General features: G+C 59.3%; 13 protein-coding genes. 1 reads left to right on the forward strand and 12 read right to left on the reverse strand.

Annotated features, from left to right (window positions below; all coding sequences use genetic code 11):
* Nucleotides 1-7: 7 nt before the first annotated feature.
* From ACIQAL_RS30345 to ACIQAL_RS30390, 10 genes are all read right to left on the reverse strand, one after another.
* Nucleotides 8-1,261 (reverse strand): glycosyltransferase family 4 protein, encoded by a 1,254-nt coding sequence (locus ACIQAL_RS30345; RefSeq protein ID WP_401152111.1) that lies wholly within the window; start codon nucleotides 1,259-1,261, stop codon nucleotides 8-10.
* On the reverse strand, nucleotides 1,258-2,259 hold the full coding sequence (locus tag ACIQAL_RS30350; protein ID WP_401152114.1) for a glycosyltransferase: 1,002 nt from the start codon (nucleotides 2,257-2,259) through the stop codon (nucleotides 1,258-1,260). Before ACIQAL_RS30350 ends, ACIQAL_RS30345 begins: the two co-directional genes overlap by 4 nt.
* A gap of 218 nt (nucleotides 2,260-2,477) precedes the next feature.
* Complete coding sequence (rfaH, locus tag ACIQAL_RS30355) at nucleotides 2,478-3,005, reverse strand: transcription/translation regulatory transformer protein RfaH (RefSeq protein WP_401152117.1); 528 nt, start codon at nucleotides 3,003-3,005, stop codon at nucleotides 2,478-2,480.
* A 6-nt stretch (nucleotides 3,006-3,011) separates the two neighbouring features.
* On the reverse strand, nucleotides 3,012-3,812 hold the full coding sequence (locus tag ACIQAL_RS30360) for a WbqC family protein (RefSeq protein WP_401152120.1): 801 nt from the start codon (nucleotides 3,810-3,812) through the stop codon (nucleotides 3,012-3,014).
* 69 nt (nucleotides 3,813-3,881) lie between these two features.
* The gene (locus tag ACIQAL_RS30365) at nucleotides 3,882-6,095 is read right to left on the reverse strand and encodes a polysaccharide biosynthesis tyrosine autokinase (RefSeq protein ID WP_401152124.1); all 2,214 of its coding nucleotides are present in this window, start codon (nucleotides 6,093-6,095) and stop codon (nucleotides 3,882-3,884) included.
* The gene (locus ACIQAL_RS30370; protein WP_166597982.1) at nucleotides 6,096-6,545 is read right to left on the reverse strand and encodes a low molecular weight protein-tyrosine-phosphatase; all 450 of its coding nucleotides are present in this window, start codon (nucleotides 6,543-6,545) and stop codon (nucleotides 6,096-6,098) included. It abuts the gene before it with no gap.
* Complete coding sequence (locus ACIQAL_RS30375; RefSeq protein ID WP_401152127.1) at nucleotides 6,535-7,464, reverse strand: glycosyltransferase family 2 protein; 930 nt, start codon at nucleotides 7,462-7,464, stop codon at nucleotides 6,535-6,537. The genes ACIQAL_RS30370 and ACIQAL_RS30375 overlap by 11 nt, the downstream gene beginning before the upstream one ends.
* A 27-nt stretch (nucleotides 7,465-7,491) precedes the next feature.
* On the reverse strand, nucleotides 7,492-9,006 hold the full coding sequence (locus ACIQAL_RS30380; RefSeq protein WP_401152129.1) for a lipopolysaccharide biosynthesis protein: 1,515 nt from the start codon (nucleotides 9,004-9,006) through the stop codon (nucleotides 7,492-7,494).
* A 41-nt stretch (nucleotides 9,007-9,047) separates the two neighbouring features.
* A complete protein-coding gene (locus tag ACIQAL_RS30385) occupies nucleotides 9,048-10,169 on the reverse strand; it encodes a DegT/DnrJ/EryC1/StrS aminotransferase family protein (RefSeq protein WP_166597985.1) in 1,122 nt (373 codons plus the stop codon).
* A gap of 86 nt (nucleotides 10,170-10,255) precedes the next feature.
* Nucleotides 10,256-11,041, reverse strand: a complete 786-nt coding sequence (locus tag ACIQAL_RS30390) for a hypothetical protein (RefSeq protein ID WP_401152132.1) — start codon at nucleotides 11,039-11,041, stop codon at nucleotides 10,256-10,258.
* Nucleotides 11,042-11,958: 917 nt separating this feature from the next.
* On the opposite strand from ACIQAL_RS30390, the gene ACIQAL_RS30395 reads away from it, so the two are divergent.
* The gene (locus ACIQAL_RS30395) at nucleotides 11,959-13,767 is read left to right on the forward strand and encodes an aminopeptidase P family protein (RefSeq protein WP_401152134.1); all 1,809 of its coding nucleotides are present in this window, start codon (nucleotides 11,959-11,961) and stop codon (nucleotides 13,765-13,767) included.
* Between the two features lie 84 nt (nucleotides 13,768-13,851).
* On the opposite strand, the gene ACIQAL_RS30400 is transcribed toward ACIQAL_RS30395, so the two are convergent.
* Both ACIQAL_RS30400 and rhtA read right to left on the reverse strand, forming a co-directional pair.
* Nucleotides 13,852-14,142 (reverse strand): hypothetical protein, encoded by a 291-nt coding sequence (locus tag ACIQAL_RS30400; RefSeq protein ID WP_401152136.1) that lies wholly within the window; start codon nucleotides 14,140-14,142, stop codon nucleotides 13,852-13,854.
* A 178-nt stretch (nucleotides 14,143-14,320) separates the two neighbouring features.
* Complete coding sequence (gene rhtA / locus ACIQAL_RS30405) at nucleotides 14,321-15,205, reverse strand: threonine/homoserine exporter RhtA (protein WP_401152139.1); 885 nt, start codon at nucleotides 15,203-15,205, stop codon at nucleotides 14,321-14,323.
* Between the last annotated feature and the right edge of the window lie 389 nt (nucleotides 15,206-15,594).

A 15,594-nucleotide genomic window follows, 5' to 3' on the forward strand; every position in this document is an offset into this window, starting at 1 on the left:
ACGGTTTTCAAACAGGGTGCGGCAATCCAGTCGGGTCTCGCTGGGCAATGTTGTCCAGCAAAGTCTGGGCAAAGATGCTTTCGTAACTGTCCAGCATCAGCTCAAGATCCAGCAGCGACGCCACGCTGACCCGCGCCTCGTTGCTCAACCGGGCCAACAAATCAGGTTGCTGATGCAGCCGGAGCATCGCGTGGCCCAGTGAGTCCGGATCACTCGGACTGCACAGCAAACCGTTGAGCGGGTCCTGAATGATTTCCGGCAAGCCACCCATACGGCTGGCGATCACCGGCACCGAGTGGGCGCAGGCCTCGACGGCGACCATCCCGAACGGCTCGTTCCACAACGAGGGCACCACGGCCACGTCGATTTGGCTGTAGAACGCTTCGGGCTTCTGATACCCGACGAAACTGATGTTCGGCGACGTCGCCAGCGCCTTGAAGGCGGCTTCGTCGCCGGCCTGTCCACGTCCGGCGATCTGCAGCGTCGCGTCGAACGGCAGGCGCTGAAACTGCTCGATGAGCCAGCGTACGCCTTTCTGCTCGGACAGGGTGCCCATGTATCCGAAACGCAGCGGGGCCTTCCTCATCACCGGGTCAAGCTGGCGTTGCCGGCTCAATCCGTTGCGCACGGCAGCATAAGGACTGGCGTTGTGCACCACGTAACCTTTGGCCTCGTTGAAGTAACCGCGCTTCTGCAACTTGTCGAGGATGAACTGGCTGACCCCGACCACCGTCGAGACCTGTGCCGAGCGGGCGTCGTGGCCTTTGCGAAACGACTGGCAACTGCTGCATTGCCGCTGACAGCACTGGCCGCGCTTGAACATGTTGCTGCTCGGGCACATCAGGTACATGTCGTGCAGCACCTGAACGATGGGCAACCGGGCGGCGGTGATTTCATCCCAGACCGAGACCGACCAGCCTGCTAGGTTGTGGCAGACCACCAAATGGGGTTGCTCGACGCTGATCACGTCCTTTACATAGCGACGCATGGCGCCGTTGTAACGGTCTCGCAGGTGCCAGCCCAACCGCGCCAGACGCCCCGGGCGCTGTGCGCCGAAGTGCCAGTAGAAATTGTGCAGACCGGCGCGGTAAACCTTCACGCCATTGACCGTCTCGGTCGCCAGCCCCGTGTCGGGACCGGTCACCAGCACGCTGACCTGGCAGCCGCGTTGTTGCAGGCCTTCGACGGTGCGCTGAAGAATGACCTCCGCGCCGCCACCGATGTGGGGTGAGTACAGGCTGCTGATGAACAGTATTTTCATAGTGGATACGACTGATTCAGACCCAGTACGCCGGACTCACCGTCACGGATGGCTTTTTCGATCAGGCCCAGGCGCTCTTCGGCGCCCCGGCGCTTGGCGATCAACCGCAACAACCGGAAAAACACCCAGCGGTTGAGGCTGTACAGCAGCGACGAGTTGGCCCAGACGTTCTTGTCGAACCAGGCCTGGTTGCGCGCGCCGTAGTATGCCCGCAAGTCGGAGCCGCCCAGCAGGAAGCTCTCGTAGATGTTGTTGGTGCGCGCCTTGATGTTCCAGGAGCTTTCCAGATCGTCGAGCACCGCGTCCGGCACCAGGAAAATCCGTCCGCCACCCGCCGTGATGCGCCAGGTGTATTCGCTGTCGTCGGCGTACAGCATCAACGCGTCCAGCGGCAGGCCGATCTTGCGATACAGGTTGCGGTGGGCGAGCAGGCCGCCGTAGGTCGCGAACGGCAGCTCCACCATTTGCAACTTGCCTTGAGCCCCTTGCGGTGCGCCCCACGGCAGGCGGCGCCAGATTTTGTAAGGCAGCTGCGCGATGTGGAAACCGAAGAAGCTCGAACGGCGCTGGATCGCGAAACGTTTCGGCACACCGGCAGCGATGTCTGCTTGGTGGGTCGGACGAAAACCCAGCACGGCGGCTTTTTCTTCGCCGTCGATGAGTTTGCGTTCTTCGAGCACCTGATGCAGCGTCGCGATGGCGTTGATCGTCGGCGCGTTGTCGTCGTCCATCAGCCAGATGTGTTCGGCGCCGGCGTCCAGCGCGGCCTGAATGCCCACCGAGTAACCACGGGCCGAGCCGGTGTTCTCGTGCATGTAGATCACGCTGACCTGATCCGGCCAGGTACGACGCAGGGTGTCCAGTGGCGAGGTCGACGCGTTGCTGACAATGATCACGCGGTCGATCAACGGGCTTTCCAGCGAACGGCTGACAAGCGTGTGCAGGTAATTGAAACGGTCACCATAGGTGAGCGTCACCAGCGTCGTTTTGGAGGTCATGGTGAGTTCCGGGCAAAGAGGATCGAGAGCGCCGGGCGAAATGCTCAGCACTCATAAACGAAGTCGGGGGTGTTGCCGAGCACAGGGCTGACTACTGTGGGGGCGAATTCATTCGCGATGCGGTTTCATATCCGACAGATCAGCATCGGATGTACCGCCCTCTCGCGAATAAGTTCGCTCCCACAGAGGTTTGCGCGCCTACAAAGGGTTGCGGGTTTTCAGCTGACCCGCACTTCCATCCGCGACAGACTGCTGACCGGCAAGGTCACTTTCTGTTCGCGGTGCAGCAGGTTGAGCAGAATCACAGCACGCTCATCGCCATCGGCCGTGAGGAAGATCGCTTCCACATCGTTGAAGCCCTCGGCGGTGATGCGCACGGCTTCGCCCTGTTGGAACGCCACTTTCGACGGTGGCGCCAGCAGGCGTTCGCGGATCTGCTCGATCAGGTCATCCTTGACCGGAATCGGCATCCCGCCAAAGGTCACGATACGGGCCACGCCACGGGTCGAGCGGATCGGATACCAGTTGTCATTCGTCTGGTCCATGCGAATGAACAGATAGCCTGGGAACAGCTCTTCTTCGGTGGGGCCGCGAGAACCGCGTTTTTTCTCGCCGTGCTTGACCGGTCGGTAGCACTCGAAAAGCTGGCGCTGCAAATGTTCTTGCGCTCGGCCTTCCTGGCGGGGTTTGGTTTGAATCAAGTACCAGCGGGCGGGGTTGCTGGAAGGGCTATCGGCTTGAGACATCGTTCTTCACTCCACTGCAATCCGGTTCGTCGGGGTTGAAACACGCTCAGGGTGTGGCGTCGGCCTGGCCAGCAGTCCGGGATCGGCGGCGGGCGGGTGCTTGTCCAGCTGATATTGAGTCAGCATGTGTTGGACCTGCTCGACGCAGTTGAACATCAGTACATCGATGATGGATAAATTCGCGACGAAAGGTTGCCCGAGCTGTGGGTATTCCACCGTGCCCATCCGGAAAAACCGCACCAGCAGGCGGTTTCTCGCGAAGTGGTCACGGTCGTACACCACTGATCCCCCCTCGGGGGTGATGAACGTCGTCGCTTCAAAGGTGTGGGCAATGCGGATGATGCGTTCCTGCTTGTCCGCCGGGCTGCCCAGAATCAGGTCCGAACTGCGCATGATCGGCGTGACGATGTGCAGGTAGGCGCACATTTCACGCAGCGCGTTTTCGGCGTAGAGCGCGATGTTCTGTTGAGGGAAGCGGATCAGGCGCTCGATCAGCGGCATGACCTGGGCGAAGTAGGGCGCGTGCTCGTAGCTTTCGGTGATCAGACGAATCAGCCGCTCGGCTTCTTCGTTGAAACCCTCGCACAACTGGCGCTGATTGATCTGCAACAAAAAGCGGTCTTTCTTCAACGGAAAGCTGATCAGGCGGGCTTCGTCGCCATGAAGAATGCGGTTGCGGTTGACCCAGCCCGAACGCACATAGTGCAGATCGTCTCCCAGGACGAAAACGTCTGCCGCGGCGATGAGCTGAAAGTAACCCAGATAGGGGAAGAGATAAGGTTGCATCACTGCAATGGTCCTGGCCATGAACGTCTCCTTTACTGCACTTCTACTGCCGGGTGCCCCGCCCGTGTGGGTGCGGCGGGGCGTCATGGGTTATTTACGAACGGTCGTGTAGTCGTAGCCGTACGCGGCGCAGTCGTAGTCGGCGGTGGACGCCTTGCGCAGCACGCCGTTGAAAATCGCCCCTTTGATCACGATGCCGTTGTGCATCAGGCGACGTTTGCACGCCTCGATTTCCTTGGCAGTGCTCAAGCCGAACCGGGTGACCAGCAGACAGGTGCCCGATTGGCGCCCCACCAGCGTGGCGTCGGTGACGGCCAGGATCGGCGGGGTGTCGACGATCACCAGGTCATACAGCGGCGACAGGTCGGTGATCAGCTTGTTGAAGTTGTCATGCATCAACAGCTCCGACGGGTTGGGCGCCGCGAAACCACAGGAAATGAAGTCCAGGTTGCGCACTTCGGTGTGGTTGATCACTTCCTTGCTTTTCAGCCGCGCGGCCAGGGTGTCGGACAAGCCGTGCTTGGGCGTCAGGTTGAACAGCTTGTGCAGGTAGCCTTTGCGCATGTCGGCGTCGATCAGCAGCACGCGTTTGCCGGTCTGGGCAATGATCACCGCCAGGTTGCTGGAGACGAACGATTTGCCCACGCCCGGCGTCGGGCTGGAAATCATCAGCACGTTGTTGCGCGCTTCAAGCATGGCGAAATGCAGGCTGGTGCGCAGGCTGCGCAGCGACTCGATCGCCAGTTCCGTTGGCGCGCTGACGCTGAGCAGACGTGGCTCCTTGCTGCCTGAACGGCTGCCCACTTTGTCCATGCGCTCCTGCTGCCGCGAAAACGGCAGCGACGCGTAGACCGGCATGCCCAGGTTTTCGATCACGTCGGGGTTATCCACGCCGCGATAGAACGCCTGACGCACAAACACAGTGGCAACCGCCAGCAGCAGACCCACGAGGGCGGCGACCAGCACGATGATTTTGCGCATCGGCTTGACCGGCTCTTCGACGTTGGCATCGGCGTTGTCGATCACCCGGACGTTGCCGATGCTGCCAGCGCGCAGAATGTCCTGCTCTTGGCTCTTGTCCAGCAACAGGGTGTACGTCTGCGAAGTGACCTGCATGTCGCGGGTCAGGCGCAGCAATTCCTGTTGCGTGGCAGGCAAGGTTTCGATTTTCTTCAGCAGCGCGGCTTTCTGCGCTTCAACCTGGCTGATCTGGGTCATCAGACCGCGATAGGTAGGATGCTCCGGCGTGTACAACCGCTCGACATCGACCCGCTTCATCTTCAGGTCAGACAACGTGCCTTCCAGCTTGACCACTTGGTCGAGGACCGATTTGGTTTCCACGCTCAGGTCCACGGACTTGGCGCTGGTCTGGAAATTGTTCAGCGCGATTTCTGACTGCTCCAGTTGCTTGCGAACCGCTGGCAACTGCGAGCGCAGGAACTCAAGGCGCTGGGCGGCTTCGGCTGAACTGCGTTCCACGTTTTGGCGCACGTACAGGCGGCTGACTTCGTTGAGGATGCGCTTGGCCAAGACGGGATCGGGGTCCTGAATCGTCAGGTACACGATGCCGGAGTCCTTGCCCGCTTCAATGATTTTCAGGCGGTCCTGATAATCCAGTGCGGCGGTCAGGGTGCGTTGACGGATCACCGTGAACTCGGTGCCCGGACGACCTGCGAGCGCGGCGACCTGAATCTTCAGGCCACTGCCTTCAACGCTCTGACCGACCGGGCCGCTGAGCAGCTTGTTGTGGTCTTCGTCGTACAGGCTGAAGGTTTCAGGCTTGTCGATGACCATCGTCATTTTCTCGCCGAGCAGCGCTTCGGGCACTTCCAGCTGGAAGATGTCAATCTTCTCGCCGCCCCACGCGTAGCTGTCGAGGCCGAACATCGACGAGGCGATTTCGCCTTCGTGATCAGGCTTGAAATGACGGGCCATGTAACCGCCGATGCCCGGCACGTATTTCGGTTTCTGAATGATGTTGAGCTTGAGGTCTTCCACGACCTTGCCCAGCACCGCGCGAGATTTGATCAGTTCGATTTCGGTGGTCGCCTGGGACACCGACAGCGGCTTGGCGTTGATCTCCGTGCGGCCCTCGATGCCGATTTTCTTCGGCTCGATCTGGATCATCGCGTTGGCCTGAAAGATCGGCGTGGCGAGGACGGCGTAGGTGAGTCCAATCAGGACGCAGACACCGACAATCGATGCAATCATTCCTTTGTGATCGAAAAGTGTGCGCAAGATAGTCGCCAAATCGATCCGGGAGTCCTGGACCTCGTCCAGGGAAGTACGGTTCATAGCGGTCATTTATCTTGGATCTCCTGACTGAAGATAAGGAAGCCAGTCGTCGACGCAACGCGAAAGCTGCTCGTAGGTCTGTTCAAAGGCTAGTTTCGGGCGCCGGTAGGGGTCGGCTATTTCCAGTGCGTGTTGCCATTTGCCAATCAGAAACGTCTTGCCGCGTACCTCGGGGGCCAGCTTGAGCACGCTTTGCATCTGGCGGTTTTCCATCAGCAGGATCAGGTCCGCGTCGTAGAGCATTTGCCGATCGATCTGTCGACTGCGATGCCGGTGGGCTTCGACGCCGTTGACCTGCAACACGGCCTTGGCCAGTGGGTCCATGGTGGAACTGAGCATGGCGTGGGTGCCGGCCGACGAGATCACGACGCCTGTGCGTACGCGCTGTCGGAGCATCGCCTCGGCCATGGGGCTGCGACAGATGTTGCCGACGCAGACCACCAGAACGTTACTGAACATGACCTTTGCTGAACGTCGTCATCAGTCTCTTGCCGATGTTAGTGCTGAAGTTGCGCCCCACTTGCAGCAAGGTCTGAACCTTGCGCTGGGGCGTGATCGCGGACAGTGAGTAACCGACCAGCTCCATCAGGAAGTGCTCATAGAGCTCATCGTTGCCGAGGCGGTTGTAGTAGTTGGCCAGTGCGCCGGACGTCTGCAACGCCATGTGCAATTTGCGTTTGTTCGAGCGCATGGAGAACACCCCGCCCGGATGCAGGCGATACATGGCGGGCTTGATGTCGGCCATGAATTTGCCCTTGCCGTAGGCCCCGAGCAGCGACCACCACACCAGATCGTTCAGCGGCGCGCCGACCAGTTCCTTGGGCAGCGAGTCGAAGACGTTGCGAAACACCGTGGTCAGCGTCGAGATGGGCCGGGCCTTTTGCAACTCCAGCGCCGTGGCGTCGCCCCGCAACTCGCCTTGCAGCTGAATCGGGTACTGGCCGTTGGTGTCGAAGGGAATGGCGTCGTGGTAGGTCAGCACGTAATCGGGGTGGTTTTCGAGGAACTCCACCTGGATCTGCAGTTTGCGCGGGTCGGTCCAGTAATCGTCGCCTTCGCAGAAAGCGATGTAGCGGCCCCGTGCCTGGCCAAACAGGCGCGGCACTGACGAGTTGCCTTGTGAGTACTGGTTCGTCTCGTGATAGAAGGGCCGGATCAGCGTCGGGTAACGTTCGACGTATTCGGCAATGATGCGGGCGGTGCCATCCGTGGAGGCGTCGTCGTTCACCAGAATTTCGAATTCGAACGACGTTTCCTGCATCAGAAAGCCTTCCAGCGTCTGAGCGACGTAGGCTTGCTGGTTGTAGGCTGGACAGACAATGCTGACCAGGGGTGCGGCGGACGGCGAGACGCTCGTCTTTTTGCTAATAGCATCCATGGCTGTGGCTCTCGGTTTAAAGCCTCGTTAGAGACTGGGCTTGCTGAACAGGACGGAAATCTTCGTCACCAGTGGCTTGTAGCTGGCAGCTACCACCATCAGCGTGATCAGGCCGCTGACGGCCAGACCCAAGAACGTGTTGAAGCGATTGTCATCGGCGATCAGTCGCAGCACCGGCTCGCTGATCGCCAGGCCCACGGCAGTCATCACGCTGATGCGCAAGATGTCGCGCAACCAGAGGCCGTGAATGCCCGGCGCGAGGCGTTGATGCACGATCATCGGCCAGATGGCGAACGACACCACGCGCAGAACGAACCAGGCGAGGGCGGCACCCCAGGCTCCGTAAAAGTGAATCGCCAGCACCATCACTGGCACCGTGATCAGCGCAGAAATGACGCTGTACCAGACGTGCAACCGCATCTGCCCATAGGCGTATTGCAGGTAGAACTGAAACGCGCTGACGGCCATGATCGCGCTGCCCAGCGAGTACCACGGCAGAATCGAGCGGCTCCAGTCGGCGGCCAGTCGATCGCCCGACCAGGCGTACACCATCTCGTGGGCATGCAAGGCGATCAGCGCGGCCAGCGGAAACAGAAACGTGCAGACGAAGCGGTTGGCGGCCAGAAACAAAGCGTGCATGTCGTCGCGACGACCTTCGGCCATCAACACCGTCAGACGCGGCAGCAGCGTCTGCGCCAGTGGGTTGCTCAACATCATGATCCCGGTGGTGATCAGCGCCACCAGCGAGAAGTAACCGTACTCGTTGAGCGGCAGCATCTCGGACAGCAGCACCTTGTCGATCTGCGTCAGCACGATCCACAACACCGCAGTGCCCGACATGCTGGCGGCGAACGGGATGATCGGTTTGACCAACTGCCAGTCGAATCCGGTCAACAACGACGGCTTTGGCATCTGCTGATACGCGCGGGCGGCAAAGATCAGGGTTTCGACCAGCCCCACCAGCACCTGAAACTCGAAGAACGTCACCGGGTCGCTGGTGATCGTACTCACCAGAAACAGCCCGCCGAAGTAGCGCAGGGTGGCGATGATCACGTTGGCGATGTTCAGCCAGGCGTGTTGTTCGAGGCCCTGAATCCCGCTTTTATAGAGTGTCGAAAACAGCCGCAGGGCGATCACGATACCCATCAGGCTGATGCACTCGACCAGCGTCTGAGTTGACAGCTCCTTGGCGTTGAGCCAGTGCACGGCGATCCAGTCGCTTCCGGCCATCATCGCCACACAACACAGACCGGCCAGCGGCACGAAGATCAGTTCGAACGACCGCAGCAGGCGACCGGAGTGATAGTCCTGCACCGTCGTCCCTTGCTGGTGCGCAACGGCGCGCACCAGGCTGGGCGACAGCCCCGCGTCCAGCAATTGCAGCCAGGCCTGCAACACCGAGAAGAATCCGATCAGGCCATATGCCTCGGCGCCCATGTGGCCGAGGTAGAACGGCATGATCAGGATTCCCACCAGCAGCGTGTAGGCCTGGCCTGCATAGCTCAACGCAGTGTTGCGTATGACTGAGCGTTTGGTTTGCATGGAATGTCCCTTTCTTGCCTAAACGTGACGTGACACCGGGTTCAGATGGCGCTCGCCAGGTTCGGGGCCTGGTAGGACGCGTGACCCAGGCTGCATTCGGCAATCACGGTGGCAATCACCCGTTCCTGATCTTCCACTTGCAGGCCCGGGAAGATCGGCAGGCAGAGCACGCGGTCACTCAAGGCGCGCGACGCAGTTTGTGCCGCCTGCGGTTGCAGGTATTCAAGGGTGTCCAGCGATGGGTAGAAATACCGGCGCGGATTAATGCCATTGGTGTTCAAGGCACTGCGTACGCGCAACAACTGCTGCTCGTCGCTGAGAGCGATGGGGTAGTAACTGTTGTTGAGCTCGCTGTTATCTTCCGGTTTTTGAAGGTCGACGTAATCGCCCAGGCGTGTGGTGTAGCGGTGGGCAATTTCAGCGCGTTGCTGAAGAATGTTCTCGATGTCGTCGAGAATGCACAGGCCCATTGCCGCTGAAAATTCGTTGAGCTTGGCGTTGATGCCGATGCCGTCGATCTTGTCGACTTCAACGATGCCGAAGTTGCACAGCAAGTGAACGCGACGGGCCAGCTCATCGTCGTTGGTGATGATCGCGCCGCCTTCAATGGTGTGAAACAGCTTGGTAGCGTGAAAGCTCAAGGTGCTGATGTCGCCCCAGTTGAGCACCGACTGACCGGCGTGGCGCACGGCGAAGGCATGGGCGCCGTCGTACACGACTTTCAGATTGCGCCGACGGGCGATTTCTTCGATGCGTTCCACCGCGCAGGGGTTGCCGAACACATGGGTGCCGACGATGGCGGTGGTGTCCGAGACGATGCGGCTTTCGATGTGCTCAGGGGAGATGTTCCAGGTCTGCGCATCAATGTCCGCGAAAATCGGGCGAATGCCTTCCCATTGCAACGAGCTGCTGGTGGCCACGAAGCTGAAGGGCGTGGTCACTGCGCTGCCGCTCAGGCCGAGTGCGCGGTAGGCGACTTGCAGGGCGAGGGTGCCGTTGTTGGTCAGGATGACGTGCCTGACGCCGAGGTATTCCTTCAGGCGCTCTTCCAGTTGGCACACCAGCGGACCGTGGTTGGTCAACCAGCCACGCGCATAGATGCCTTCGACGTAAGTTTTGAACTTGTCGATATCGCCCAGGTAAGTCTTGGTTACGTTGATCATCGAAATCTCCATTTCTGACGCAAATCTTTCAGGGCTTTTAGGCAGCCGTGCTTTCAAGGCGGGTTGCACACCGTGTGCGGTCCGGTTCAGCTCTGTGTGGAAGCAGGAGGCTGATTGCCGGCTTTATTACTCATCCGTCTCGCTCGACCCTGGTTGATCCGCAGAATCAGCCGGGTCGCCAGACTGCCTGTGTGGGGGTCACCAAAATGGAACAGCGCCGTGGCGCGCTTCACCTCGGCACCGCAGGGCTGATTGGCGTGCAGCGTGCGGTAGCCCCAGAAGAAATAAACATTGCCGGGTTCCAGGCGCAGGACATACGGCTTGAGCCAGTTGCGCTGCATGCCTTTGACGATCCAGCCACGGGTAACCTTGTTCTGCAGCAACGCTTTCTCGATCACGTTGAACAGCACCCAGCCACGCACCCGTCGAATGTTCGGGAAGAGCATCAGATCGCCGCGCTCCTCGCCCTCGGTGGGGATGAACACCGGGATCAGCGCCGTCACCAGACTTGCGTCGTAGTGAAAGGCATTGGATTCGCGCTTCCCCTGATTGCCCTGTACGCAACGCAGCACCGGAAAGATCCGATCGCTGCGGGCATCGTGCCGGGCGGCATGTCGGTAGAGGCCACCCAGCAGTGACTTGAAGCGCGGGTCGGTCCAGTAGCTCGACAGCAGGCTTTCGCCCAGCATCGCTTCACCGTGATAGGCGAAGTATTCACCCTGGTGTTTGCGCGCTTGCTCGTCGGTCCAGACGCGCAGCTGTTGAAGGTCTGCGTCGGACACTGCGCCGTCGAGCTTTGCAAAGCCGTGGGTATCGATTTCGTCAGCCAGGCGCTGGGCCAGCTGCTCATCCATGTCGAAAGATAAAGGCATTGCATCGCGTCCTCTAGAGAAGGAAAGGGGACACAACAGGTTGCGATTGAGGCTTCAGGCACGCTACCGCCCGAATCTGCAGATCCTGCTGTTCTACTCACTGTTTGTTCACGCTGTCTTTTCAAAAGAGCCTTGGGAAAAGCGTTGGGCAAAGCTACCGCCCAACCGAGCACTTTCAGTTCTTTTGAAAATTTTCTTTCGGCCAACACATGCCCACCGGCGCAAGGGACACACCGTTTGTGTTCATTAACTTCGTAGGCAGATACAGCATGATGAAGTCCAAAATGTCTTCTGCGCACAGCTCTGCGGCTGCGCTGCTAAAACAGGAAAACATTGGACAGGCATATATATCGACGGGCGCGGACTTTCTGTCAAATTATTTCGCCAACATTCTGTAAAATTTTTGATAACCCGTCATTTTGCTTACATAACCTATTGATTTATATAGAAGTCAAAAAAATAGCGTTGCTCTATCACGGTGCGCTGACGCTTTTGAAGCATTGAGGAAACGACTCCAAAGCAGGTGGGAAACTTGGCAAAGGACAGTTTTCCACCGCCAGAAGTCAGGCGCAGGGTACGGATATCGGTTTTATGGCGCGGATTAATTGAACGTCTTAGTGCGCTCGTTTGTGATCGAAACAGGAACTGAGCAACTAACGAAGTGATGAAAGTTTGGCGCCGTTTTATCCAACTTTGCCCGGCTTGTTAGTGTTGGATCAGTTCGAGATTAATAACGCAGTCTTTGAAACTTTCTGAAACGTCTAATGTCACGCCGTTCTAACTGCTTGAGGCATAACGCGTTCCGACTGACCGTTGCCGTTATCTCGTGACACCTGGCATGCGGTTGCTCCCCGCCGATACGTCCTCCATTATCTGTCAGGTGCGACGCAAACAATTTCGGGTCAGCAGGAGATTCAATGAACACGCAGTCGAAAACCAGTGGAGTGGTGGCGCAACGCTTGGCGCAGGCACGCGCCCTTATGAGTCGTGAAGGCATCGACGCCTGGCTGGTGCCGTCGGCCGATCCTCATCTGTCGGAATACCTGCCGGGGTATTGGCAAGGCCGACAATGGCTGTCGGGCTTCCATGGGTCGGTCGGCACGCTGATCGTCACCCCTGAGTTCGCGGGCGTGTGGGCCGACAGCCGTTACTGGGAGCAGGCCACTAAAGAGTTGGCCGGCAGCGGGATCGAACTGGTCAAGTTGCAACCCGGCCAACCGGGGCCGCTGGAATGGCTGGCGGATCAGGCCAAGGCTGATTCCGTTGTCGCTGTTGACGGTGCTGTCCTGGCGGTAGCGTCCTCGCGCACGCTGGCCAGTAACTTATATGCCCGTGGCGCTCGACTGCGCACCGACCTCGATCCGCTGACCGAGCTGTGGGAAGGCCGCCCGGTGCTGCCCACCCAGGCTATTTATGAGCACGTCGCGCCTCAGGCCACGCAATCCCGCCCGGAAAAACTGACCCGGCTGCGGAAGGTGATCGCCGAGCGTGGCGCCGACTGGCATTTTCTCGCGACGCTGGACGACATCGCTTGGCTGTTTAACCTGCGCGGCGAAGACGTTTCCTACAATCCAGTGTTCATTTCCTTCGCGTTGATCGGCCCTGATAGCGTCAGCTTGTTCGTGGCTCCCGAGAAAGTGAACCCGGCGCTGTGCAAAACCCTGGAAAACGAAGGCATCACGCTGCGCGAATACACCGCCATTGGCGCCGCGTTGCGTGACGTGCCGAAAGAGGCGAGGCTGCTGGTGGACCCGGCGCGAGTGACCTGTGGCCTGCTCGACTACCTGGACAGCGAAGTCACGTTGGTCGAAGGCCTCAACCCGAGCACCCTGTTTAAATCACAAAAAAGCGAGGCGGACGCCCAGCACATTCGTCAGGCCATGGAACAGGATGGCGCCGCGCTGTGCGAATTCTTCGCTTGGCTGGACTCGGCGCTGGGCAATGAGCGTGTCACCGAGCTGACCATCGACGAAAAACTCAGCGCGGCTCGCGCGAAGCGTCCGGACTACATCTCTCAAAGCTTCGCGACCATTGCGGGCTTCAACGGTAACGGCGCAATGCCGCATTACCGCGCCACGGAAGAGGAACACGCCGTCATCGAAGGCGACGGGCTGTTGCTGATCGATTCTGGAGGCCAGTATCTGGGTGGCACCACCGACATCACCCGTATGGTGCCTGTCGGAACGCCGACCGCCGATCAAAAGCGTGATTGCACGCGGGTATTGAAGGGTGTGATCGCACTGTCCCGCGCCCACTTTCCGCGCGGCATTCTCTCGCCACTGCTGGATGCGATCGCTCGGGCGCCGATCTGGGCCGAGGGCGTCAACTATGGTCACGGCACCGGGCACGGCGTCGGCTACTTCCTCAACGTGCATGAAGGCCCGCAGGTGATTGCCTACCAGGCACCGGCCACGCCGCAAACCGCGATGCAGCCGGGGATGATCACCTCCATCGAGCCGGGGACTTATCGTCCGGGTCAGTGGGGTGTGCGGATCGAGAACCTGGTCATCAACCAGGAAGCGGGCAAGACCGAGTTTGGCGAATTCCTGAAATTCGAAACCCTGACCTTGTGCCCGATCGATACGCGCTGCCTGGAGGTGAGTCTGCTGACGGAAGAAGAACGTGAGTGGTTGAATGCCTACCACGCGGACGTCAACCGCCGCTTGAGCCCATTGCTCGACGGCCCGGCGCTGGCATGGCTGGAATTGCGCACCGCCGCCGTCTGATTGGGTCGAGCTCCATAGGGCGGAAGCTACAGGAAGGATTCGATGCCTGCGCCTGGAAGGGCAGGCAGGCGAATGGAGAGGGCTTCAGGGCTGAGTCGGCTTCTTGCACACGATGATCATGCTGCGGCTGGTATAGCCAGCCGGATTAAGTCCCAGCGGGAAATCTCCCGGGTCCTCGGTCGCGTCGCCCGATTTGGCAATGACCCGGTATTGCCGGGATTCACAGGAGTCGGTCGCCATCTTGTAGCACTGATCCCACGAAGAAGAGAGACCGGAGCAATTGATGTGCAGGCCCCGCTTGCTCTTCAATGGCTTGGAGGTGGCGGCGCATCCGGCGACGCTCAAAATGGCCAGCATTATTAAAATGTACTTCATTCATTTCCTTACCCGACCGGCTACCACCGCTCAGTCCCTAGCTTGAATTCGCTCGCTTGCCTGAAGCCAACAGCCATGCCCATCCAAATGAAGCTCCGCAATGGAGGGGCTTGGACGTAAACATGGCGCAACAGCGTTACAAATACCAGTGACATCGTGTAACTGCGACCAAAAAGCGTCAGTCGGCTGGCACCAAGGCCACAGGCTCGGGGCGAGTAGTCAGTGTCGCGCCGACTGAGGCGACGATGATCGCACTGATGGCCAGCCACTGGGTCAGGGTCAGGCTCTCATGCAGAAACAGCAATCCGGACAGTGCGCCCACGGCAGGCTCCATGCTCATCAACGTGCCGAATGTGCGAACGGGCATTCGGGTGAGGGCGATCATCTCCAGGCTGTAAGGCAGTGCCGTCGAAAGTACGGCGACGCCAAGGGCGATCGGGATCAGAGCAGGGTCAAGCAAAGCGCTGCCCGCATGCGCTACCCCAATCGGGGCAATGAAGATGGCGGCAATGACCACGCCGAGCGCAGCTGTTTGCACGCCATGATCCGCGCCGGCCTTCTGGCCGAACAGAATGTAGCCCGCCCAGCAAACGCCCGCGCCCAACGCATAAAGAGCGCCGGCCAGATCCAGGCCATTTGCCTGCCCCATGGGAATGAGTAAGGTGAGGCCTGTCACCGCCAATACGATCCAGATGAAGTCCGTGACTTTGCGTGAGTGCAGCAAGGCGACCGCCAGTGGCCCGGTGAACTCCAGCGCAACGCCGATCCCCAGAGGAATCGTGCGGATAGCCATATAGAAGAGGAAATTCATGCCGCCCAGTGCGATGCCATATATAAGCACCGTGCGCAGGGAGCTGGAGGTGAAGGTCGTGCGCCATGGGCGCAGGATCAGCGTCATCAGGATGCTCGCGAACACCAGGCGCAAGGTCGTAGTGCCTTGAGCGCCGATGGCTGGGAACAGTGACTTGGCGAGCGAGGCGCCGGTCTGCACCGACATCATGGCAATCAGCAGCATGCCGACCGGGAGAAGAACGGCTGTCAGGCGGTTGGGGTTTGCGTTCATTGCGTTATTGAGATCCGAAAGGCTGGACGTGCATATAGAAGAGGGACGTCATGATGCTCAAGAATCTGGCTTTGAGCAATATAGTGCTCATTTTTATCGCCTGGGACGATTTTCGGAAGAATTCGGAATAAGTGCTTGACGCCCCTCCGGATGTGTCTATAATTCGCCCCACTTCCGGCGCAGTCTGAACCGAAAACTCCTTGAATATCAACGAGTTACAGGTTCATGATGGCGTGGAAGTGCTTCGGTTCTGGTGTCTGAATCGACAGCGGTGAAAAAGGTGGTTGACAGCAAGTTGTAACGCTGTAGAATTCGCCTCCCGCTGACATGAGACGCCAAGTCGAACGAAGCGCAAGTGGTTGAAGTTGATAAGGAAACTTTGAAAACTT

The organism is Pseudomonas sp. NPDC088368, assembly GCF_044753445.1.
GTDB classification, from domain to species: domain Bacteria; phylum Pseudomonadota; class Gammaproteobacteria; order Pseudomonadales; family Pseudomonadaceae; genus Aquipseudomonas; species Aquipseudomonas bambusae.